Here is a 22,621-nt window from a genome sequence, read left to right as displayed (position 1 = left end):
ATTCACTCGGAATCCCTGACGAGGGCTCGCATGCCCTCTTCAACCGAGATCGTCGGCTCCCAGCCCAGCATCTCGCGGGCCCGCGTGATGTCCGCGGCCCGGCGCGACACGAGCACGTCACGCTCGTTGAACTGCGGCTGCACGTCGACGCCCACGGCCTCGATGAGGATCTTCGCCAGCGTGGCGATCGAGGTGTCGACGCCGGTGCCGATGTTGATCGGCAGGTTCGACTGCTCCGACTCCAGCGCGGCGACGACCGAACGGGCCAGGTCCGACACGTGCACGAAGTCCATCGACTGGTCGCCGCGGCCGTCGATGATCGGCGGCTGGCCGGCGCGCAGGCGCTGGATGAAGTGGTTGATCACCGACGTGTAGTAGGCCTCGATCTTCTGGCCCGGGCCGTACACGTTGAAGAAGCGCAGCGCGTTCCACGACAGGCCCTTGGTGCGCTCGTAGAAGCCCAGCAGGTCCTCGCCGGCGCGCTTGGAGATGCAGTACGGCGTGAGCGGGCGCAGCTCGTCGTCCTCGTGCATCGGCAGGCGCTTGGGCTCGCCGTAGACCGAAGCGGTAGACGCGAACACCAGGCGCTCGACACCCTCGTCGGCGGCCGCGGCGAACACGTTGTGGTTGCCGGTCATGTTGATGTCGATCGACTCGTGCGGGTCGGCGATCGACTTGTTGATCGAGACCGTGGCGAAGTGGATCACGTGCGAGCAGCCGCGGATGGCCTCGCGCACCGCGCCGCCGTAGCGCACGTCCTGCTCGACCAGCTCGACCTTGCCGGTGGCCACGAATTCGTTCACGCGAGCGCGGTCGCCGCGGGTCATGTTGTCGAAGATGCGGACGGTGTACCCGCCGTCCAGCAGCAGCGGGATGACGTGCGCGGCGATGAACCCACCGCCGCCGGTGAAGAACACCTTCTTCTCGGACATGGTGGCTGCTTCTCCTCGGTCGGCGATCTTCAGTCGGTTTCGGGTCATCAGCCGAGCGCGCGAACGGCATCACGCACGGTCGTCACCACACGGTCCACCTCGGCTTCAGTCAGCTCCGCATGCATCGGGATCGCCAGCTGCCGGCGGAACGCGTCGGCGGAGACGGGCAGCGGCTGCTGCTCGCCGTACACCGGCTGCAGGTGCGAAGCGTACGTCCCGAAATTGCACTGAACGCCCTGTTCGCGGATACGCAACGCCAGCGCGTCGCGGCTGACCTCAGGCGCGACGGTGAGCAGGTAGGCCTGCCAAGGGTGCTCGCGGTCGGGCAGCTCGACGGGCGCGGTGAGCTGTTCGACGTCGGCGAACACCTCGTGGTAGCGCTTGGCCACGGAGCGGCGGGCGGCGAGCAGGTCGGGCAGCCGGTCGAGCTGCACGCCCATGATCGCGGCCTGGATGTCCGACAGGCGGAAGTTCCAGCCGAGCTCGTGGAACTCCGGGATCGGCAGCGTGCCCGAGCCCTCGCGGCTGATGGCCGGCTCGATGCCGTAGGTGTGCATCTTGCGCGCGTGGGCGATGAGGTCTTCGCGGTTCGAGACGAGCGCGCCGCCCTCGCCCGCGGTGATGCCCTTGCGGCCGTGGAAGGAGAACGCGGCGAGGTCGGCGAGGCTGCCGGCCGGGCGCGTCTTGTACGTGGCGCCGGCCGAGCAGGCGGCGTCCTCGAACAGCCACAGGCCGTGCTTGTCGGCGATGGCGCGGTACTCGTCGAAGTCGCCCGGCAGACCGGCGACGTCCACGGCGAGGATGCCGACCGTGCGCGGCGTGATCAGGGCTTCGATCGCGGCCGGGTCGGCGCTGAAGATGTCCGGCCGGATGTCGGCGAACACGGGCTTCGCGCCGGCCTGCAGCACGGCGTGGCCGGTGGCGGGGAACGTGTAGTCGCCGACGATGACCTCGTCGCCCGGCCGCACGCCGAGCACCTTCAGGCCGAGGAACAACGCGGCGCCGCAGCTGCTGGTGGTCAGGGCGTGCGCGGTGCCCGTGGTCTGCGCGAACCGCTCCTCGAAGCGGCGGCACGCGGGACCGGCGCCGGCGAGCCAGCCCGAGCGGAACACCTCGGCGACCGCCGCCAGCTCCTCCTCGCCGACTGTCGGCCTCCCGAGCAGCACCTGTTGGTCGGCCGGTTGTCCAGACATCCCCGCTCCAGTTTGTTTCTCGCACCAAAGTCGTTGCGCAAGCTCGTCCCGAAGTGTATATACACGCACTCCGCCGAGCCGGGCGTGGGGACGAAACGTGCCGGTAACGGGCGGGCGGAGCGCTTAGTCTTGCCGCATGCGGATCGGGGTTCTGGGGGCGGTCACGGCGTGGGACGCGGCGGGGGAGCCGGTCGTCGTCGGGGGTCCCCGGGTGCGGGCGCTGCTGGCGCAGCTCGCGCTGGAGTCGGGCCGGTTCGTACCGGCGGAGCGGCTGATCGACGGCCTCTACGGCGAGGAGCCGCCGGACGGCGCGGCCAACGCGCTGCAGTCACAGGTGTCGCGGCTGCGCAGTGCGTTGAAAACTGTGGCGCCAGTGGAGTTCACGGGCGCGGGCTACCGGCTCGTCGTGGAGCCCGACGAGGTCGACGTGCACCGGTTCGAGCGGCTGGCGGGCGACGGGCGGCGCGAGCTCGCGGCCGCCGACGCCACGCGTGCCAGCGACCTGCTCGGTGAAGCTTTGGCGTTGTGGCGCGGACCGGCGTTCGCCGACGTGACCGAAGCGCCCTTCGCGGCGACGCAGGCAACCCGTCTCGAGGAGCTGCGCTCGGACGCGGCGAGCGACCGCATCGACGCCGAGATCACGCTGGGCCGCGCGGCGGAGGTGCTCGACGAGCTGCGGGCGGCGGTCGTCGCCGCGCCCCTGCGCGAACGGTCGCGCACCCAGCTCGTGCGCGCGCTGCACGCGGCGGGCCGCTCGGCCGAGGCGCTGGCGGCGTTCGAGGACGCGCGCCGCACGCTGGCCGACGAGCTCGGCGCCGACCCCGGGCCCGAGCTGGCCGAGGCGCATCTGGCCGCGTTGCGCAGCGAGCCGGCGGCCGCGTCGTCGCCGTTGCCCGCACAGCTGACCAGCTTTGTCGGCCGCGACGGCGAGCTGCGGCAAGTCGGTGAGCTGCTGCGGCACGCGCGGCTGGTGACGTTGCTGGGTCCCGGCGGCACCGGGAAGACACGGCTGGCAGTGGAAGTCGCGACGGCTCATGCCGGGTCGGCGGCGTTCGTGGAGCTGGCGCCGCACGTCGCCGATGATGTCGGGCAGGCCGTGCTGAGCGCGCTGGGCCTACGCGAAGGCGCGTCGCCGTTGCGGGGTTCGGGCGTGCAGGACCCGGTGGAACGGCTGGTGTCGGCGTTGCGCGACCAATCGACGTTGCTGGTGCTGGACAACTGCGAGCACGTGGTCGACGCGGCCGCGCGGCTGCTCGCGCGCCTGCTGCCCGCGTGTCCCGGCCTGCGTGTGCTCGCGACGAGCCGGGAGCCGCTCGGCATCACCGGTGAGCAGCTGGCGCCGGTGCCGCGGCTCGCAGTGCCGCCGCCGGGCACTCCCGCGGCCGAGGCGCTGGGGTTCCCGGCCGTGCGGCTGTTCGCCGACCGAGCGGCCGCGAGCGACCCGGCGTTCCGCGTGGACGAGGACACGATCGGCGACGTCCAGCACATCTGCGCCGCGCTCGACGGCCTGCCGCTCGCGCTGGAGCTGGCGGCGGCGCGCGTGCGGACGCTGCCCGTCGGCGAGATCGCCGCCCGGCTGGACAACCGCTTCCACCTGCTCGCGCGTGGCAGCCGTACGGCGGAGACGCGGCATCGTTCGCTGCGCGGCGTCGTCGAATGGAGCTGGGAGCTGCTGGACGACGACGAACGCCGGCTCGCGCGGCGGCTCACCGTGTTTTCCGGTGGGGCGACGCTGGGTCTTGCCGAGCTGGTGTGCGAGGTGCCGGACACCGTCGACCTGTTGCCGGGTCTGGCGGACAAATCACTGGTCGAGACCACGGGCGATCGCTACCGCATGCTGGAGACGATCCGTGCGTTCTGCGCGGAGAAGCTTTCGGGCGCGGGCGAAACGGCGCGGTTCGAGGCGGCGCACGCTTCGGCCTTCCTGCAGCTGGCCGAAGAAGCCGACCCGTTGCTGCGCACCGCCGACCAGCTGCGCTGGCTCGACCGGCTCGACGCGGAGTACGACAACCTCGTCGCCGCGCTGCGCTGGTCGACGGACGCGGACCAGCGCAGCGCGCTGCGGCTGACGGCCGCGCTGGCCACGTACTGGTGGATGCGCGGCCGGCGTTACGAGGGCGCGATGCTGTCGCTGGAAGTCGTGAAACGCTGTGGTCCGGTCGCTCCCGAGGGGTACGAGGAGCAGTTCCTGATGTGCGTGCTCAATGCGATGTCCGGCGCCCCGGGCCACGACGCGACGCTGCCTTACCGGTCCACAGTGGAGCATTACGCGCGAGACATGTCCTGGGCACCAAGGCATCCGACACTGAGCCTCCTGCTGGGCGTGGTGATCGGCCCGCCCGCCGACGAGGAGACGCTCTTCACCCGCAGCAACATCATGGCCGGCGGTGACCCGTGGAGCAGCGCGCTCGTCCCCATGGGCACAGGCCTGCGCGCGATGCTCACCGGCGACCTCGACGAGGCCGAGACGAAGCTGCGCGAGGGCGAGTCCCGCTACCGCGCCCTCGGCGAACGCTGGGGGCTGTCGATGTCGCTCGACCACCTGTCGCAGCTGCTCACCTGGCGCGGCCGCTGGGACGAGGCCATGGCCGCCATGACCGAGTCCATGGACCTCATGCAGCAACTCGGCGCGGCCGACGACTACGCCGACCTGCTCTGCCGCCGCGCCGACAGCCGCACCCGCCGCGGCGACGTCGCGGGCGCACGCGAGGACTATTCGAAGGTGATCGCGCTGGCCCGCCGCGCCGGAATGCCGGAGACGCGCGCTTCGGGTTACGTCGGCTTGGCGGCTCTGGCGCGCCGGGACGGCGACTTGGCGGGGGCTCGTTCACTGGCGGAGCGCGCGTTGGCGGAGTGCACCAGCGGCTCCTTCTCGGTCGCCGCGGTCCGCGGAGCGGCGACGATCGCGTTGGGCTGGGTTGCCGTCGCGTCGGGCCACGCTTCGGAAGCCCGCGCGCTCATGCGCGAGGCCGTGGAGGCGGCGCACCAGTGGCAGGACAGCACCGTGCTGGCCTCGGCCCTGGAGTGCGTCGCGGGCGCCGCTCTGCTGGAGGGCCACGCGGAGGAGGCCGCCATGCTGCTCGGCGCCGCCGTCGCCGCGCGCGGCACGGACGTCGCGGGCCAACCGGACGTCGCCGAGGTGGCCGACCGCGCCCGCGCTCAGCTGGGCCCGGGTTACGAGCGGTATTACGCCAGCGGACGGGAGTTGACGGTGCAGAAGGCGTTGACAGCGGCGGGGATCGCTCCGTAACTCCCCGCTGACCTGCACTGTCAGCCATCGTGCGTCGTTCGTGCGTGGGCCGTCAGCGGGGCCCGGCAGCGTGAGGGCCCGGAGCGAACCACGGAGGCCCACCATGACCATCACCGCAGCGTCCACCAGTCCGGGCAGAACGCTGACGCCTGCGCGCAAAGCCGCCATCATCGGCGTCTGCGTGCTCGTGCAGATCCTTACGGCCGTCGACATGACGGTGCTCCACCTGGCGATCCCGGCGTTGTCCGAGTCGCTGCGGCCGACCACCACGCAGGCGCTCTGGATCGCCGACGGGTACGGGTTCGCGTTGGCCGGGCTGCTCATCACGGCGGGCAACATCGGCGACCGGATCGGGCGCAAGAAGCTGTTGCTCGTCGGAGCGGCGGTGTTCGGGCTCGTGTCGGTGGCCACGGCATATGCGCCGAGTGCCGAGCTGCTGATCGTGCTGCGGATCCTGCTCGGGGCGAGCGCGGCGACGCTGATGCCGTCGACGCTGTCGATCCTGCGCAACACCTTCACCGGCAAGGAGCGCACGGCGGCGATCGGCGTGTCGAGCGGGCTGACGATCCTCGGGTTCGGCCTCGGTCCGCTCATCGGCGGCGCGCTGCTGTCCCACTTCTGGTGGGGTTCGGTGTTCCTGATCAACGTGCCCGTAGTCGTCGTGCTGATCGCCGTCGGCATCTTCGTGCTGCCGGAGTCGCGCAATCCCGTGCCCGGGCGGCTGGACGGAGTCAGTGTCGCGCTGTCGCTCGTGGGCATCCTCGGCGTGGTCTACACCATCAAGGAGATCGCGTACGAGGGTCTGAACCACTGGGACGTCTACGCGGCGGCGATCCTCGGCGTCGGCAGCCTGCTCGCGTTCGTGCTGCGCCAGCCGCGCCTGGCCGAGCCGCTGATGGACTTGCGGCTCTTCCGCAACCGCGCCTTCTCGGCGACGGTCGTGACCACCGTGCTCGCGATGTTCGCGCAGCTGGCCGTGAGCGTGATCTCCACGCAGTACTTCCAGCTCGTCAACGGGTGGTCGCCGCTGAAGTCGGGGCTGGCGGGCCTGCCGGGCATGGGCGGCGCGCTGATCGGCGGCACCCTCGGCGCCGTGCTGATCAAGTCGCTCGGCCGCGCCGGCACGGTCACGCTCGGCTGCCTGTCCTCGGCGATCGGGTTCGCGCTCTACAGCCGAACGGACGTCGGCACCGCGTATGGGTACCTCGTGGTGACGATGGTGGTCTTCGGCATCGGTCTCGCGCTGATCCTCACCGTCGCGACGGACACCGTGCTCGGCGTCGTCCCGAAGCACCGCGCGGGCGCCGCGTCGGCCATCTCCGAGACGGCCACGGAGCTCGGCGGCGCGCTGGGCATCGCGGTGCTCGGCAGCGTGCTCGGCTCGCTCTACCGCCAGGGCCTGCCCGCGGATGTCCCGGAGCCGGCTCGGGAGACGCTGGCCGGCGCCGCGGAGGTGTCTGCGCAGCTCCCGGCCGGTCCCGGGGCGCAACTGCTGCACACCGCGCAGCACGCGTTCATCGGCGGCCTGCAGGTGACGATGCTCGGCGCCGCGGGCCTGATGGTGCTGGTAGCGGGCGTGGCGTGGGTCGCGCTGCGCGGGGTGCCGAAGGTACTGGAAGACCCGGCTGAGTGACCGCGACCCCGGTCCGGGGTGGGCGGAAGTCCACTTCGGACCGGAGTTCGCCAATGGGTCACCTGATGCGTGAAGAACCGCATTTCAGACCACTTGGGCTACGCAACCGACGCCGAGGTCGCGTAGCCTTTCTGTCCGTGCGTAACGTGGTGGTGATCGGTGGCGGAATCGTCGGCCTGGCCGTGGCGTGGGAGCTGTCGCGGCGGGGGCAGGACGTCACGGTGCTCGAGAAGGAGGGCCGCTGGGCGGCCCACCAGACGGGCCACAACTCCAACGTGGTCCACGCCGGCCTCTACTACAAACCGGGCTCGTTCAAGGCGCGGATGTCCGTGGCCGGCAATCGGTCCATTGTGGACTTCGCGCGGCAGTACGGCGTGCCCGTGGAGGTGTGCGGGAAGCTCGTGGTGGCCACGAGCGAGTCGGAACTGCCGGCCCTGAACACCCTCGCCGAGCGCGCCGAGGCCAACGGCGTGCCGGCCAAGAAGGTCACCGCCGCCGAGGCGCGCGAGTACGAGCCCGAGGTGGCGTGCGTCGGGGCGCTGCGCGTGGAGTCGACGGGCATCATCGACTTCCCGGCCGTCTGCGCTTCGCTCGTGCGCCTGCTCGACGAGGCCGACGCGGACCTGCGGCTCGACACCGAGGTCGTCGGCATCCGCCCCGGCGCCCACGGTGGCGTGGAGGTCGCCACCGGCACGGAGGTCATCCACGCCGACGCGCTCGTGAACTGCGCCGGCCTGCAGTCCGACCGCGTGGCCGAGCTGGCCGGCGTCACGCCGAGCGCGCGCATCGTGCCCTTCCGGGGCGAGTACTACGAGCTCAAGCCCGAGCGCCGCCACCTCGTGCGCGGCCTGATCTACCCCGTGCCCAACCCGACGCTGCCGTTCCTCGGCGTGCACCTCACCCGCATGCTCGACGGCAGCGTGCACGCCGGCCCCAACGCCGTGCTCGCGCTGCGCCGCGAGGGCTACCGCTGGGCCGACGTGTCCGTGAAGGACCTCGCCGACGTCGCCCGCTTCCCCGGCGCGTGGCGGCTGGCGCGCAAGTACGCGTTCCCGACGGGCCTGGAAGAGGTGCTGCGCTCGTTCTCGAAGAAGCGATTCGCCGCGAGCCTCGCCCGGCTCGTGCCCGCCGTGACGGAGGACGACATCGTCCGTCACGGCTCCGGCGTGCGGGCCCAGGCGCTGCGCGCGGACGGCTCGCTCGTGGACGACTTCCTCATCGAGACCGCCCGCGACCAGGTCCACGTGCTCAACGCCCCGAGCCCCGCGGCGACGAGCGCGCTGGAGATCGCGAAGCACATCGCCGACCAGGTAGCGGCGTAACCAGCGCAAACGCGTCCGCGGAAAGTTTTTGAAATTTCCGTGAACCGTCCGGCCTCCTCGCTCCGTGTGTTGGCCGCACGCGGAAGATCACGCTGGAGGTCCCGGAAGCCATGAACCACAACGCCTCGCACTTCGGTGAGCCGGCCACGACGTTCCTGAAGCCGAACCTCGGCCAGGACCCGGCGAACCTGGGCCGGGTGGTTCAGGCGGTTGCTCGCCCTGGTGCGCCCCGGCCGCTGCGGGTCGACGTGGCCGGCGGTGGCCCGGTCGGGCTGATCTTGGCGTGCACGCTGCGCTCGATGCTGGGCGACAAGGTCAAGATCCGCGTGTTCGACCGCCGCTGGATGCGCCGCGACGGCAGGATCGCCTGGCAGGGCACGGCGGAGGGCAACAACCGCCGCGAGCAGGTCGTCACGCTGCAGAGCAACGTCTGGGGCCAGCTGCCGATGCTCGTGCGGCGCCGCCTGTTCACCGCCGGCAACTACTCGGAGATGTGGCCGCTCGGCCCCGACTCCCCCACGCACCGCGGCCGCCCGCGCAACATCAAGGTCCGCTGGATCGAAGACTGCCTGCTGGAGATGGCGCAGGACTTCTACGGCATCGAGCTCATCCCCGAGCCGTACACGCAGCCGAAGTCCTGGGACGGCCTCGACGTGCTCGCCATCTGCGACGGCGCCCGCTCGAAGACGCGGGAGGACCTCAAGGAGGCGTTCGGCCCGTCGAGCCGCGACCTCTACTCCGTGGGCGGCACGCCGCTCGACGAGACCGTGCTCGGCATCCGCATCAAGGGCAAGGTGCCCGACGAGCACACCGTGCCGCTCACGGTGTGCCAGAACCGCTTCCTGTTCAACTCCCTCGGCGGCGGCTTCATCAACATGCGCCTCACCGCCGAGGAGGCCTCGGAAGTCTTGGCCTACGGCGAAAACGGCCCGGTTCCGTGCATCGGCAAGTTCGGCTGCACCATGCGCCCGGACGGCGACAAGTTCGTGTGCGACCGCCACCGCTCGGTGTTCAAGCCCTCGGTGGACAAGCTGTCGTTCCTGTGGCCGCGCATCGCCGACGGCGTCAAGTTCTTCGGTGCGACGATGGCCGACATCGTGGGCATCACGTCGTTCAAGCTGGGCATGCAGCAGAACCCGAAGTTCACTGCGCAGCTCGCGCCGTCCACGTACGCGTTCCTGCTCGGCGACGCCGCCAACTCACTGCACTTCTGGCCGGGCCGCGGCCTCAACACCGGAGTGAAGAGCGTGCAGTCGCTCGCCGCGAACCTCGCGTCCCGCTGGGCCGGGCGAGCGTTCCGCGCCGCCGACTTCGCGCCGCACGAGGGCCTGATGCAGCAGCTGCAGTACCGCGAGAAGTCGCGCGCCTGGACCACGATGCTGATTCCCGACGAGAACGGCCTGCCGCGCGGCATCGAGGACCGCATCCGCGCCGGCCTCACCAGCAAGGAAGACCGCCAGGCGCTGGCCGACACGCTGTACAAGCGGCTCCTCGCCGTGAAGTCCCGGCTCGAAGGCCGCATGGGCACGCTGGCCGACGACGCTTGGTACCGCTCGCGCATCAACTCGCTCGACGTGAAGACCCTGGGCGTGATGGTCGAGTCCGGCGCGTGGATCACCCGCGAGATCGGCGGCGACGAAGTGGCGGTGAACATCGAGGTGGCGCCCGCCGACACCAACGCCTCGGAGCCGACGCGCCGCGCCCCGTCGCCCCAGCGGCCGGCCCGCCCCGCGTCACGCAACATCCCGGTGGCGCGCACCGCCCCGGCCGGGCCGCGACGCCCCGCCGGCGTGTCCTGACGCGACAGTCCACTCAGGACCTTCAGGCCGGGAGGTTCCCCGAAACCAGGGGAACTCCCGCCTTGACGGCGTCGCACGCCTTCGAGGGGTCGTCGAGGTAACCGGACACGATCTGGATCGACGACGTCGGCGTGACGGCCAGGCCGGCGCCGCAGTTGACGCCGCCGGAGTCGTTGAAGTTGGCGAAGATCGACCAGTGGTGACCGTCGGCGTCGATGGTCGAGACCGGCGGCACGTCCATGCCGGGCCACTGCGTCATCGGCAGGTCGGGGCCGAGCCAGACCTCGAAGGCCTTCTGGCCGCGGTCGCCGTCGGTGTCGTCCCACAGGCAGAACACCGCGTTGGGCACGACGCTGGAGTTCTGCTTCTCACCCTGCGGCGCCACGTGCAGCGACGCGGCTTGGTCGGGCTTCAGCAGCGTGCACGGGTCCAGGCCCACGAGCGGCCCACTCGGCGGCGCCGCACTGCTCGGCGCAGTCGGCGTGATCTGCGGCGCGGGCTGCCCACCCGGCAGGTGCGCGGCGACCTGCGGCACCGCCTGCTTCGCCGCGTCGCACGCCTTGGTCTCGTCCGGGTTGGACACGCTCACGAACGCGTAGGACTTCGGGCCGAGCGTGGTGTAGAGGTCGCAACTGCCGGGGATGAACGATCCGTAGCGCGTCCACTGGAACCCGCCATCGGAGAAGGGCGGGGCCTTGACGACGGCGCCCTGCAAGTAGTCGTCCAGCGACTGGTCCACCGACCAGCCGACGGTGAGGATGGTCAGCGCCGCACTGTCGTCCTTGCTGTTCCACAGGCACATCGCCGGCGTGCGCAGCTTCTCGCTCGCCGCCTGCCCCTTGCCGGGCGCGCGATAGCCGAGGGCATCGGCCTGCTGCCGGCCGACCAGCGAACACGCGTCCACGACCTGCTGCACGGGCCCCTGCCCGGGCACCGGCGCCGCGGCGCCCCCGACCCGCACCGTGCACCCGGCCACCACCACGGCCACACCGGCCACGGCCACGGCCGCCAGCACTCCCCTGAACCCCATCGACGTCTCCTCCTCGCGCCCGAACCCTAGCGGGCACACCGGGGTGGCACCGGCTATCCACGGAAACGACGACGGCCGGGACCCCGCAGGGCCCCGGCCGCGTAAAACCGCCGATCAGCGCTTCTTCTTCGGCTCCAGCACCTCACGCCCGCCGACGAAGGGGCGCAGGGCCTCCGGGACGCGCACCGAGCCGTCGGACTGCTGGTGGTTCTCCATGATCGCGACGATCCAGCGCGTGGTGGCCAGCGTGCCGTTGAGGGTGGCGGCGATCTGGGGCTTGCCGTTGGGGCCGCGGTAGCGCACGGACAGGCGGCGGGCCTGGAAGGTGGTGCAGTTGGACGTGGACGTCAGCTCGCGGTAGGTCTCCTGCGTGGGCACCCAGGCCTCGCAGTCGAACTTGCGGTGGGCGGACGTGCCGAGGTCGCCGGTGGCCGTGTCGATGACGCGGTAGGGCACCTCGATCTTGGCGAGCATCTGCTCTTCCCAGCCGAGCAGGCGCTGGTGTTCGGCCTCGGCCTCGGCGGGCGTCGTGTAGACGAACATCTCGACCTTGTCGAACTGGTGCACGCGGATGATGCCGCGGGTGTCCTTGCCGTACGAGCCGGCCTCGCGGCGGTAGCACGACGACCAGCCGGCGTAGCGGCGCGCGCCGTCGCCGAGTTCGAGGATCTCGTCGGCGTGGAAGCCCGCCAGCGGGACCTCGGAGGTGCCGACGAGGTACAGGTCGTCGTCGCGCAGGCGGTAGACCTCCGACGCGTGGGCGCCGAGGAAACCGGTACCGGCCATGATCTCCGGGCGCACGAGCGACGGCGTGATCATCGGCGTGAAGCCGTTTTCCAGCGCCTGCGCGATGGCCATGTTGAGCAGCCCGAGCTGCAGCTGCGCGCCGACGCCGCTGAGGAAGTAGAACCGCGAGCCCGACACCTTCGCGCCGCGCTCCATGTCGACGGCGCCGAGGCCCTCCATGAGGTCCAGGTGGTCACGCGGCTCGAAGTCGAACTTCGTGGGCTCGCCGACGGTCTTGAGCACGGTGAAGTCGTCTTCGCCGCCGACCGGCGCGTCGGGGTGCACCAGGTTCGGCACGGTTCGGAAGAGCTGGTCGAACTCCTCCGACGCCTCCGTCTGCTCGACCTCGGCGGCCTTGACCTGGGCGGACAGGTCCTTGGCGCGTGTGAGCAACGAAGCCTTCTCGTCGGGAGCGGCCTTCGGGACGAGCTTGCTCACGGACTTCTGCTCGGCCCGCAGCTTGTCGGCGTTGGCGATCGCGGAGCGGCGGCGGGAGTCGAAGCCGAGCAGCTTGTCGACCACTCCTTCGTCCTCACCACGGGCACGCTGCGACGCGCGCACGGCTTCCGGGTCTTCGCGCAGAGTCCTGGGGTCAATCACGGAAGAAAGGGTAGTCGCAGGCCAGCAGGTCCCTCGAAGCGGTTTGGGGATTGCGCGGCCCCTTGGTCGTCCACGGACAAACTGTGCGGCCCTCGTCCGAGGACGGAGCAGTCTGATCGTTGTCGCCCGTTTCCGGCGCTGCCCATACTCCGAGGAGGCCGAGACGGATGGAGAACGACATGACCGACGAGCTGCTCGCCCGGCACCGAGCGGTGTTGCCGTCCTGGATGGCGCTGTTCTACGACGAGCCGATCGAGATCGTCCACGCGCAGGACCGGCGCGTCACCGACTCCACCGGCCGCACCTACCTCGACTTCTTCGCCGGCGTGCTCACCAACTCGATGGGCTACGACGTCGCCGAGATCAGCGACGCCGTGCGCAAGCAGCTCGACACCGGCGTGCTGCACACCTCCACGCTGTACCTGATCCGTTCGCAGGTGGAGCTCGCCGAGCGGATCGCCGCGCTGTCCGGCATCCCGGACGCGAAGGTCTTCTTCACCAACTCCGGCAGCGAAGCCAACGACACCGCGCTGATGCTCGCCACGCAGTACCGCGGCAGCAACCAGGTCCTGGCGATGCGCAACTCGTACCACGGCCGTTCCTTCGGCACGATCGCCATCACGGGCAACCGCGGCTGGTCCGCTTCGTCGCTTTCGCCGGTGAAGGTCAACTACGTGCACGGCGGCTACCGCTACCGCAGCCCGTTCCGCGATCTGTCCGACGCGGCCTACATCGACGCCTGCGTGGCCGACCTCGTCGACATCCTCGAAACCGCCACCTCCGGCGACGTCGCCTGCCTGGTCGCCGAGCCGATCCAGGGCGTCGGCGGCTTCTCGCTCCCGCCGGACGGGCTGTTCAAGGCCATGAAGGAGGTGCTGGATTCGTACGGGATCCTGTTCGTCTCGGACGAGGTCCAGACCGGCTGGGGTCGCACGGGCTCGCACTTCTGGGGCATCCAGTCCCACGACGTCGTGCCCGACCTCATGACCTTCGCGAAGGGCCTGGGCAACGGCCTGGCCATCGGCGGCGTCGTCGGCCGCGGCGACGTGGTGGACGCCATCAACGCCCAGTCCATCTCGACCTTCGGCGGCAACCCCGTCGCCATGGCCGGCGCGACCGCGGTGCTGGACTACATCAAGGACCACGACCTGCAGGCCAACTGCGCGGCCCGGGGTTCGCAGCTCTTGTCCGGCCTGCGCGCCGTTGAGAATCCCCTGATCGGCGAGGTCCGCGGCAAGGGCCTGATGGTCGGCATCGAACTCGTCGAGCCCGGCACCACGACGCCGCACCCGGCGGCCGCCAAGCAGATGCTGGAGGAAACCCGCGCCCGCGGCCTCCTCATCGGCAAGGGCGGGCTGCACAACAACGTCCTCCGCCTGGGCCCGCCGATGACCCTGACGGAAGCCGAGGCTCAGGAAGGGTTGGCCATCCTGGTGGACGCCCTGGCGGCCGCCCACGCCGCACTCTCCTGACACACGGGCTGTGGACAAGCGGGCAGGCTGTGGACAACCTGCCCGCTTTCCCGGTGCTCACACCCGAAACGGTCGTCCCTCGCCGGTAGCGTGGAAAACGGGGGCTGCTCAGATCCTCTGCTCAGCCGCGCACGAACCGCGCCACCTGCTCCGCCAACTCCTCACCCGCGTCTTCCTGCAGAAAATGCCCCGCCCCCGCGATCACCGGATGCGTTCGACCAGCAGCCCCCGGCATCGTCCGCTGCAGGATCGGCCCCATCGCCCCCGTGATGGGGTCGCCGTCGGAGAACGCGACCAGGAACGGCAAATCCAGCGCCGTCAACGTCTTCCAAGCCGCCCGGTTCGCGTCCGAAGCAGGGTTGTCCGGCCGATACGGCACCAAGCCCGGCATAGCCCGCGGCCCAGCCTTGTACATCTCGTTCGGGAACGGCGCGTCGTACGCCGCGCGGACCGAATCGGACAACACAGACCGGCACCCCGACTGGATGAACCGCGCGATGTCCAGCACCTGCGCGTTCTCCACCGCCGACCGGAACTGGTGCCACACCTCAGGCATGTCCTGATCACCCGTCGGCAGCCCGGTGTTCGCCGCGACAACCCCGGCGAACCGCGAGGCGTTCTCCGCCACCAGCCGCAGCCCGATCAGCCCGCCCCAGTCCTGGCCGACCAGGGTCACGTGACGCAAGTCCAACGCGTCGAAGGCGAACCCCCGCATCCACGACACGTGCCGCGCATACGTGTGGTCCACGATGTCGCCCGGTTTGTCCGAGCGGCCGAATCCGACGAGGTCCGGCGCGATCGCACGCAGGCCAGCGGAGGCGAGAACCGGCAGCATCTTGCGGTACAGATACGACCAGCTGGGCTCGCCGTGCAGGAGCAGCACGGGCGGTCCGTCGGCCGGGCCGGCCTCGACGTACCCGACTCTGATCAGGCCACCGTCGGGATCGGCGAGCTCCGCGTACTGCGGCTCGTAGGGGAACTCGGGCAGGTCCGCGAACCGGTCTTCCGGCGTCCTGAGCAGTCGCACGGTTCCACGCTAGTGGGAACCGGACCGCAAAGCAGTACTCAGGAAATACCGACCGCCACCACGAGGCCCAGCGCGAGGTGCGCGGCGGCGACGACGATGCTCGCCGGCGCGAACTTCTCGCTCTCGATCGTGGAGCCGACGTCGATGCGGGTGGCCCACTCGAGCAGCCGCACGGCGATCACCTGCACGATGATGCCGAGCAGGCCGTAGACCAGCGACGTGATCAGGCCCTCGGTGAGGTCGTTCGCCGAGTTGAAGATCGCGACGACCACGATGAACGCCATCGACAGCAGCCCGGACGCGGTCACGATCACCGCGTTGGGCAGCCCGCGGTGCACGAGCTGCGAGAGCTTGCCCGGGGTCGTCCAGTCGATCGCCCAGAAGCCGGCGAACATCAGCAGCAGGCCGACGACGCCGTACAACAGGATCGCGCCCATCCCGCGCAGGAGGTCGGAGCCGAACGTGTCGGACAGCGCAAGGGTCGTGGTCACAGGGGTCTCCCAGAACGATCAGAGCTAACCGTGCAGATCAGGCGGGGAGGTTGTATCACGACTCGGGGATGCGGTGCGGGACGAACGCGGCACCGTCGTCGGTGACCAGCCCGCTCGTCTCGCGGATCCCCAGCCCCGCGGACGAGTCCCCGACGATCCACGCGCCGAGCGCCGGCCGGAAGCCGTCGAACTCGGGCAGCGGGTCGAACGCCTGGTAGACGTAGCCCTCGGCGCCGTAGACGCCGTCGGTCTGCGTCTCGTAGCCGGTGGCCACGATCTGCACGTTGGCGCCCTCACGGCCCAGCTTCGGCTTGCGCACGTACTCCGTGAGCAGGCCCGGGTCGTCGGTGAACGCGGGCAGCAGGTTCGGGTGCCCGGGGTAGTTCTCCCACAGCACGGCCAGCAGCGCCTTGTTCGAGAGCAGCATCTTCCACAGCGGCTCGACCCACAGCGTGCGCGGCATCGTCTCCACGGCGAAGCGGCCGAACTCCTCGTCGACCACCCACTCCCACGGGTAGAGCTTCACGACCGTGGACATCTGGGCCTCTTCGAGGTCCACGAATCGCTTGAGCACCGGGTCCCAGCCGATCTCCTCGATCGAGAGCCCCACGGTGTCGAGCCCGGCCTCCGCGGCCGTCTCCTGCAGGTATGCGGTGGTCACGTGGTCTTCACCGGAGGGATCGGCCGAGGACCACGTGAAATGCAGCTCGTTCGACGGCAGCTTGTCGCCGATCTCGCGCCAGCGCTCGACGAGCTTCTCGTGGATGGAGTTCCACTGGTCGTCGTTCTCGAAGACGGTCGTCTTCCAGTGCCACTGCAGCACCGACGCCTCGAGCAGCGTGGTGGGCGTGTCCGCGTTGTACTCCAGCAGCTTGGCCGGCGACTTGCCGTCGTAGCGCAGGTCGAAGCGACCGTAGACGTGCGGGTCCTGCCGCTTCCACGACTCGGCGATGTGCGGCCAGACCCACTCCGGGATGCCGAACCGCCGATAGCCCTCGGTGGTGACGACGTTGTCCACGGCCTCCAGGCACATGGAGTGCAGCAGCTCGACGTCGGCTTCGAGCGACAGGACCTCGTCCATGTCGAAGACGTAATGCACGGACTCGTCCCAGTACGGGCGCGCCTTGCCGGCGCCGTCTCGTGCCGGGGTGCCGTAGACGAGGCCCTGCTCCTCGACGATCCGCTGCCAGTCGCGCCGCGGCTCGGACCTGTCCCGGTACACCTACGAGCCCCCGCTCTTGCCGGTGCCGCCCGTGCCGCCGGACGTGCCCGTCTTGCCACTGATGCCGAAACCGCCGCGTTGCACCGATTTGCCCGACTTCGTCGAAACGTTCGTGTTCCCGGACGGCGCGGTGAAGGTGCCGCCGGCCACCCGCTGCCCGACGGTGCCGGTGCCGCCGTAGTTGTAGCGGTAGCTGTTGAAGCCACCGCCCACGAGCGGGATGATCCAGAAACCGCCGCTCTGGTAGCCGTGCTGGCTGGTGACGTAGCTCTCGTCGCAGAACTGGTCGTTCTGGATCACGCCGTTGGCGTCCGTGCACACGGCGGTCTCGTTGGTCGGCTTCGCGACCGTGTAGAACGTCGCCACGAGCCCGGCCAGGCCCACGGTCACGCCGCTGCCGATGAGGATCTTGCGCTTGGTCGCGGCCTTCTGGTCGGCCTTGCGCGCGGCCTCGGCGGCCTCGGCCTCCTGGCGTTCCTGGTCGGCGATCGCCTGCCGGCGAGCCCGCTGCTCGGCGAGCGAGGGCTCCTTCGGCGTCGTGCCCTCGTTCTGGAACCGCATCGAGCCGCGCTGGGTCGGCTCCGTTGGCGGCTCTTGGGGTGGCTGGGCCCCGTTGCTGTCGTCCTGCGTCATCTGCGCTCCGTAATCCCCCGCACCGCGAAGTCTCTTCCCACACTAACGACCCGGGACGCGCACGGCTCGTGCGGCGCGGGCATCATGGGTATCGATGTCTCCCGACGCCGAGCGGTTCCGCTCGCCCCTGCAGACCCTGACCACCCGCGTGGTGATGACCGGGGTGTTCCTGGGCGCCGTGATCGCACTGGGGCTGTCGGTCGCGTTCTCGTGGACGGACTCCTTCGCGGGAGGGGCCGGTGGCGGTGAGGGCAAGCTGTCGGCCGCGGCCCAGGAAGCGTTCCAGTCACCCCCGGGCAGCTGCCTGACCTGGAACGCACCGGACGCGTCCGACGTGCGCAAGGTCCCCTGCACCCAGTCGCACCTGTTCGAGGTGACGGGCCTGGCCGACATCGGCGCGCAGTACAACGCCGAGGCGCCGTTCCCGAACCTCGACCAGTGGCAGCAGATCGCGCAGACGAAGTGCAACGCCGACGTGACGCCGTACCTCGGGCACGCGCTCGACCCGTACGGAAAGCTCACCACCAACCTGCTGCGCCCCAGCGCCGACCAGTGGGCCGACGGCGACCGCCAGCTCCGCTGCGGCCTCCAGTGGGCCGGCCCCGGCGGCGGCCTGCAGCCCACCACCGGCCAGGCGAAGACGCAGGACCAGTCGGCCGTGTGGGCGCCTGGCACCTGCCTGGCGCTGGCGGGCAAGGGCGTCGGCGACCCGATCGACTGCGGTCGCCCCCACTCGTACGAGATCATCGCGACGCTCGACCTGGCCACGCAGTTCAAGGACGGCTACCCGGACCAGGACAAGCAGAACAAGTGGCTCGACACTGAGTGCAACAAGGCCGCCGACGACTACACCGGCAAGGCCGACCTCAGCGCCAAGAAACTCATCCTCGGCTGGGACCTGCGCGAGCAGGAAAGCTGGGACGCCGGCTCCACCAAGGTCAACTGCAAGGTCGCCGCCACCCTCGGCGACGGCAGCGGCTTCGTGGCCGTCACCGGCAGCGTCAAGGACAACGCCGGCCAGCCCGACGCCGCCGGCCCACCCGCCGACAACGGCGGCGGCCAGAGCAGCTCCCCACCCAGCACCACCGGGTCCCGCTGACATGCCGGTGGAGATGACCCGTGCGCGCTTCGAGGAGCTCGTGTCCGAGGCTTTGGACCAGGTCCCACCCAAGTTCGCCGACGCGATGGACAACGTCGTCGTCCTGGTCGAAGAGTTCAACGACGAGTCCCCCACGATCCTGGGGCTCTACCACGGCGTCGCCCTCACCCGCCGCACCACGAACTACGGCGGCGTCCTGCCCGACCGCATCTCCATCTACCGCCGCCCCATCCTGTGGATGTGCTCCACGGAGGCCGAGGTCGTCGAGCAGGTCCTCATCACCGTCATGCACGAACTGGGCCACCACTTCGGCCTCGACGACGACCGCCTCCACGAACTCGGCTGGGGCTGAGCGCACGCTTGCCGGCGACGCCAGATGACGAATCAGCTTCAACACCCGAACTACTCCATCGAGAGCAGTGCCCACCGGCGGTTTTGGTGCTGAAATAGCACATCACCCGGCCGCCGGGAGGACGTGAATGACTGCTCTCGACACCCCGCCCCTACCGGACGACGACCGGCAAAACCCAGCCGCCGACACGACTGACACCGCCGACAACCCGGCCCGGGCCGAAAAATCCCGAAGACCCCTGGTCCTGGCCGCCGCCGCAGGATTCGCCATCGGAATCCTGATCACCGGCCTCCTCTGGGGCCTCTCCGGCCAGCGCGGCGGCGCGAACGTCGACGCGGCAGCCGCCTGCGACACCTTCAACCGCGCCGGCCACCTCCCCGACACGACGGGCGGCTACGACCCCACCGCCTTCACCCGCCTGGCCGACGACGCGGCCCACCGCATCGCCGCGGCCTACGAGCTGGCCCAGGCCGCAGCCGCCTTCGACGGCCAATACCAACCCCTGGCGCAGAGCCTCGCCGGCGTCAACGGAATGGTCCTGTCCGGCCGCTTCGACAGCCAATCCGGACAGGACGACATCATCCGCGTCCAACAACTCTGCGCCAGGGGCTAAAACCTCAAGCCCGCCGCACCGTCTTCACCGCGAGCTGGAAGCCCGGCAGCTTGCCGCCGGCGCAGCCCGTGCCCGGGTCGGGCAGGAACTTCGACGCCGTCTCCTGCGGCAGGTACACGCGCAGGCCCTTCACCGACGTCGGCTTGCACACCGCCGGGTCGAAGTTCGCCGCCTGCGCGAACTGCACGTCCGCTGCAGCCGACTGGCCCGGCTGCAGCTTGATGGCGTCGCCCTTCGTCCCCTCGCGGAACGCGGCATCGCCGACCTGGTGCCCGTCGTCGCCGGCCACGTAGGAGACGCCGGGGAAGCCCTGGATCGTGCAGGCCTTGCTGCTGGAGTTCTTGATCAGGATCGGCCGGTAGACCGAGCCCGCACCCGCGTCGCCCTGGCCGAGGGAGAGCGTGACGTCACCGGCCTTGCACAGGCCGTTGTCCACCGGCCGGCCGGACGCCGGCGTGCTGTCGTCCGAAGAGGACTCGGACGAGCTGGCCGTGGGCGCCGGCGACGTGTCGGACGTGCTGGCCGAAGTGTCGGAACTCGGCGTGTTGCTCGCGGTCGGCGTGGTTCCGCTACCACAAGCCGACAGCAGCAGGGCGCCGGACGCGCCCAGCGCAGCAAGAAAGACCAAGGGAATTCGTGGTTTTGTCATGCTTACCATCTCAGTTGCCTCCCCGTGCTGGGTAACCACCGTTCAGTGGACGTGCGACCTCCGCACCGGGTTGCGCCGGCATCGTGAACTCTTCACCAGACGGAAGGCGATCATGACGGGCTTTTCTCACCAGGCATGGCAACACACGGTGAAACTACAACACGCCATGTCGGTCCACCCGTTCAACGAAGAGCTCGCGACCGGCACTTTGTCGCGCGAGCGATTCCAGTTCTACCTGGTCCAGGACGCGCGGTACCTCGTCGGCTTCGGCCGCGCGCTGGCCGCCGCGGCGGCCAAGGCGCCGGAGGTCGACGACGTCGCCTTCCTGGCCGGAGCGGCGCGCGAAGCCATCGTGATCGAGCGCGAGATGCACGAGAGTTACTTCAAGTGGTTCCGGCTTTCGGAGATCGATCTGGCCGACATCGAGACGTCGCCGACGTGCGTCGCGTACTCGTCGTTCCTGCTGGCCACGGCCCACACGGGCAGCTACGGCGAGCTCCTCGCGGCGCTGCTGCCGTGCTTCTGGGTGTACCAGAGCGTGGGCGCCGGAATCCTCACGCGGCAGTCGCCCGAAAACGACAATCCGTACCGGCCGTGGATCGACACGTATGCGGGCGACGAGTTCGAAGCGACCGTCCGCACGGGCCGCGACGCCCTCGACCGCGCCGCCGACGCCGCAGGCGAGGCGACGCGCGAAAAAATGCTCGCCGCTTTCACCCGGGCGTGTGAGTACGAGTGGATGTTCTGGGACAGCGCGTACCGCCAGGAAGGCTGGCCCACTGCCGCAATGCGGTAATTTTGGTCTCGGCTCCGCCGAGACGCGCGAGATCGCTTTGAGCCGATTTCTTCCCTCCCGATGTGATCGACCCAAGGGGCCGATCACATCGCTCAGTCCAGAAACCGGCGCGATCTCGCGGTGGTGGCTGATAGAGAGCGCCGGGCTACAACGGCGTGTCGACCCAGGTAAGGCATCGCCAGCCGTCGGGCTGAGACTCCAGCTCCACGACGCCCGTGTTCGGGATGAGCGCACTGCTTGCCAGGTCGCCGGGCACGTTGGCGGCCAGGAACTCCGCACCGAGCCGGATCGCGCCGCCGTGGCTGACCAGCACGACGATGCCGTCCGGGTCGGTCTGCTCGTGCTTCGCCCGCAGGTCGTCAGCGGCGCCGACCATGCGGGCCCGCACCTGGGCGCCCGACTCGCCGCCAGGGATGGCGACGTCCAGGTCGCCTTCGGTCCAGCGTTTGGCCGTCTCGAGGTAGGTCCGGATCGACTCGGCGTCGGTGGCGCCCTCGAGGTCGCCCGCGTCGACCTCCTTCACGCCCTCGATCACCTGCACCTCGAGGCCGAGCACCTCGGCCAGCGGCGCGGCCGTCTGCTGCGCGCGCGTTGCCTGCGACGCGTACACGGCCACGATCGGCTCCGCGGCGAGCCGGCCCGCGAGCGCCTTCGCCTGCTCCTGCCCCAGCTCGGTGAGCGGCGGACCGGGCAGCGCTGTGTCGAGCGCGCCCCGCACATTGCCGTCGGTCTGGCCGTGGCGGACGAGGAACAGTCTCACGCGCCTTCTCCCTTCAACACGGCGTCGACCCAGGCCTGGGCGTCGACGAAGTCCTGGTTGCCTGCGCCGGCCTCGACGGTGGCGGCGACATCGTCGGCCCGCGGGTGCGAGCCGAGGAAGCGCAGGTGGCAGCGGCGGCGCAGCGCGGCCATCGCGTCGACGATCCGCGGCTCGGCCACGTGCCCCTCGAAGTCGATGAAAAAGCGGTACTCGCCGAAGTTGTTGCGGGTCGGGCGCGCGTCGAGGCGCGTGAGGTTGATGCCGCGGCTCGCGAGCTCGGCGAGCAGCTCGGCCAGCGTGCCGGTGCGGTTCACGGCCGCCGCGACGATCGACGTGCGGTCGGCGCCTGTCGGCTCGGGCAGCTCGCCGGGGCGGCGGACCAGCAGGAAGCGCGTCTGCGCGTCGTGGACGTCGGCGACGCCCGTGGCCAGCTCCTCCAGCGCGTAGTGCTCGATGGCGACCGGCGCGGACACGGCCGCGTCGTAGGTGCCCTCGACCACGCCGACGGCGGCCGACGCCGTGGACGAGGAGGCCACCACGGTCGCGCCGGGCAGGTTCGCCTCGAGCCACTCCCGCACCTGTGCGAGGGCGTGCGGGTGGCTCGCAACAGTGCGGATCTCGCCGCCACCCGGACGCGTCAGCACGCTGAAGTGGATGGGCAGGATGGTCTCCGCGACGGCGACCAGGGGGTCTCCGTCGCTGAGGCCGTCGAGCGTCGTCGGCACGACACCCTCGACGGAGTTCTCGATCGGTACGCACGCAGCGTCGGCAGCGCCTTCGCGGACGGCCGTGAGCGCCAGCCGGACGGTCTCGTAGGGAGTCAGGTCCTCGCCCGGCGCGAGCGCACGGGCGGCCTGTTCGGTGAACGTGCCCTGAGGGCCGAAATACGCGATCCGCAACACGACCGCCAGGCTACTTACAACACACGTGGCGGTTTTCACTCGGACATCCGGTCCGCCAAC

Annotated in this window: 20 protein-coding genes; 9 read left to right on the top strand and 11 right to left on the bottom strand. The window is 70.3% G+C overall.

Going from position 1 to position 22,621, the window contains the following annotated elements:
- Window positions 1-2 precede the first annotated feature (2 nt).
- Window positions 3-932, bottom strand: a complete 930-nt coding sequence (locus tag K1T34_RS19070; RefSeq protein ID WP_220245592.1) for an NAD-dependent epimerase/dehydratase family protein — start codon at window positions 930-932, stop codon at window positions 3-5.
- A gap of 47 nt (window positions 933-979) precedes the next feature.
- Window positions 980-2,125: a DegT/DnrJ/EryC1/StrS aminotransferase family protein gene (locus K1T34_RS19065; RefSeq protein WP_220245591.1), complete on the bottom strand. Its 1,146-nt coding sequence runs from the start codon at window positions 2,123-2,125 to the stop codon at window positions 980-982.
- A gap of 136 nt (window positions 2,126-2,261) precedes the next feature.
- Here K1T34_RS19065 and K1T34_RS19060 point away from each other — a divergent pair, with 136 nt between their 5' ends.
- The 4 genes from K1T34_RS19060 to K1T34_RS19045 all read left to right on the top strand — a co-directional run bounded on the left by K1T34_RS19060 (window position 2,262) and on the right by K1T34_RS19045 (window position 10,129).
- Window positions 2,262-5,375 carry a BTAD domain-containing putative transcriptional regulator gene (locus K1T34_RS19060; protein WP_220245590.1) on the top strand — a complete coding sequence of 1,038 codons (3,114 nt, stop codon included), beginning with the start codon at window positions 2,262-2,264 and terminating at the stop codon, window positions 5,373-5,375.
- Between the two features lie 103 nt (window positions 5,376-5,478).
- The gene (locus K1T34_RS19055) at window positions 5,479-7,008 is read left to right on the top strand and encodes an MFS transporter (RefSeq protein WP_220245589.1); all 1,530 of its coding nucleotides are present in this window, start codon (window positions 5,479-5,481) and stop codon (window positions 7,006-7,008) included.
- A gap of 137 nt (window positions 7,009-7,145) precedes the next feature.
- A complete protein-coding gene (gene lhgO, locus K1T34_RS19050) occupies window positions 7,146-8,330 on the top strand; it encodes an L-2-hydroxyglutarate oxidase (RefSeq protein ID WP_220245588.1) in 1,185 nt (394 codons plus the stop codon).
- Window positions 8,331-8,440: 110 nt separating this feature from the next.
- Complete coding sequence (locus K1T34_RS19045) at window positions 8,441-10,129, top strand: hypothetical protein (protein ID WP_220245587.1); 1,689 nt, start codon at window positions 8,441-8,443, stop codon at window positions 10,127-10,129.
- A 22-nt stretch (window positions 10,130-10,151) separates the two neighbouring features.
- On the opposite strand, the gene K1T34_RS19040 is transcribed toward K1T34_RS19045, so the two are convergent.
- Together K1T34_RS19040 and serS are read right to left on the bottom strand one after the other, a co-directional pair.
- Window positions 10,152-11,159: a DUF3558 family protein gene (locus K1T34_RS19040; protein WP_220245586.1), complete on the bottom strand. Its 1,008-nt coding sequence runs from the start codon at window positions 11,157-11,159 to the stop codon at window positions 10,152-10,154.
- Between the two features lie 114 nt (window positions 11,160-11,273).
- Entirely contained in the window at window positions 11,274-12,545 is a 1,272-nt protein-coding gene (gene serS, locus K1T34_RS19035) for a serine--tRNA ligase (RefSeq protein WP_220245585.1), read from the bottom strand.
- Between the two features lie 179 nt (window positions 12,546-12,724).
- Here serS and K1T34_RS19030 point away from each other — a divergent pair, with 179 nt between their 5' ends.
- On the top strand, window positions 12,725-14,017 hold the full coding sequence (locus tag K1T34_RS19030) for an aspartate aminotransferase family protein (protein ID WP_220247285.1): 1,293 nt from the start codon (window positions 12,725-12,727) through the stop codon (window positions 14,015-14,017).
- Between the two features lie 121 nt (window positions 14,018-14,138).
- Here the strand turns inward: K1T34_RS19030 and K1T34_RS19025 are convergent, their stop codons facing one another.
- Genes K1T34_RS19025 through K1T34_RS19010 form a run of 4 tightly spaced genes read right to left on the bottom strand, consistent with a single transcriptional unit; the run spans window position 14,139 to window position 17,318 of the window.
- Entirely contained in the window at window positions 14,139-15,044 is a 906-nt protein-coding gene (locus tag K1T34_RS19025; RefSeq protein ID WP_220245584.1) for a haloalkane dehalogenase, read from the bottom strand.
- Window positions 15,045-15,082: 38 nt separating this feature from the next.
- Window positions 15,083-15,535 (bottom strand): DUF350 domain-containing protein, encoded by a 453-nt coding sequence (locus K1T34_RS19020; RefSeq protein ID WP_220245583.1) that lies wholly within the window; start codon window positions 15,533-15,535, stop codon window positions 15,083-15,085.
- Window positions 15,536-15,590: 55 nt separating this feature from the next.
- Window positions 15,591-16,757 carry a glutathionylspermidine synthase family protein gene (locus tag K1T34_RS19015; protein ID WP_220245582.1) on the bottom strand — a complete coding sequence of 389 codons (1,167 nt, stop codon included), beginning with the start codon at window positions 16,755-16,757 and terminating at the stop codon, window positions 15,591-15,593.
- Window positions 16,758-17,318 (bottom strand): hypothetical protein, encoded by a 561-nt coding sequence (locus K1T34_RS19010; RefSeq protein WP_220247284.1) that lies wholly within the window; start codon window positions 17,316-17,318, stop codon window positions 16,758-16,760.
- A gap of 166 nt (window positions 17,319-17,484) precedes the next feature.
- Between K1T34_RS19010 and K1T34_RS19005 the strand changes: the two genes are divergently transcribed.
- The 3 genes from K1T34_RS19005 (at window position 17,485) to K1T34_RS18995 (ending at window position 19,454) form a co-directional block, all read left to right on the top strand.
- On the top strand, window positions 17,485-18,489 hold the full coding sequence (locus K1T34_RS19005) for a septum formation family protein (protein WP_220245581.1): 1,005 nt from the start codon (window positions 17,485-17,487) through the stop codon (window positions 18,487-18,489).
- 1 nt (window position 18,490) lies between these two features.
- Window positions 18,491-18,841, top strand: a complete 351-nt coding sequence (locus K1T34_RS19000; RefSeq protein ID WP_220245580.1) for a metallopeptidase family protein — start codon at window positions 18,491-18,493, stop codon at window positions 18,839-18,841.
- Between the two features lie 127 nt (window positions 18,842-18,968).
- Entirely contained in the window at window positions 18,969-19,454 is a 486-nt protein-coding gene (locus tag K1T34_RS18995; RefSeq protein ID WP_220245579.1) for a hypothetical protein, read from the top strand.
- A 4-nt stretch (window positions 19,455-19,458) separates the two neighbouring features.
- Here K1T34_RS18995 and K1T34_RS18990 read toward each other — a convergent pair whose 3' ends face one another.
- Complete coding sequence (locus tag K1T34_RS18990) at window positions 19,459-19,890, bottom strand: DUF4232 domain-containing protein (protein WP_370643730.1); 432 nt, start codon at window positions 19,888-19,890, stop codon at window positions 19,459-19,461.
- Between K1T34_RS18990 and tenA the strand changes: the two genes are divergently transcribed.
- Complete coding sequence (tenA, locus tag K1T34_RS54730; RefSeq protein WP_370643729.1) at window positions 19,883-20,899, top strand: thiaminase II; 1,017 nt, start codon at window positions 19,883-19,885, stop codon at window positions 20,897-20,899. The two genes, K1T34_RS18990 and tenA, sit on opposite strands and share 8 nt — an antisense overlap.
- Before the next feature lie 145 nt (window positions 20,900-21,044).
- Here tenA and K1T34_RS18980 read toward each other — a convergent pair whose 3' ends face one another.
- Both K1T34_RS18980 and pheA read right to left on the bottom strand, forming a co-directional pair.
- Complete coding sequence (locus tag K1T34_RS18980) at window positions 21,045-21,659, bottom strand: histidine phosphatase family protein (RefSeq protein ID WP_220245576.1); 615 nt, start codon at window positions 21,657-21,659, stop codon at window positions 21,045-21,047.
- Window positions 21,656-22,561: a prephenate dehydratase gene (gene pheA, locus K1T34_RS18975; RefSeq protein ID WP_220245575.1), complete on the bottom strand. Its 906-nt coding sequence runs from the start codon at window positions 22,559-22,561 to the stop codon at window positions 21,656-21,658. The genes K1T34_RS18980 and pheA overlap by 4 nt, the downstream gene beginning before the upstream one ends.
- Window positions 22,562-22,621: the final 60 nt, after the last annotated feature.

It is taken from the genome of Amycolatopsis sp. DSM 110486 (assembly GCF_019468465.1).
GTDB lineage: Bacteria > Actinomycetota > Actinomycetes > Mycobacteriales > Pseudonocardiaceae > Amycolatopsis.
This window is presented reverse-complemented; position numbering and strand designations above follow the sequence as displayed.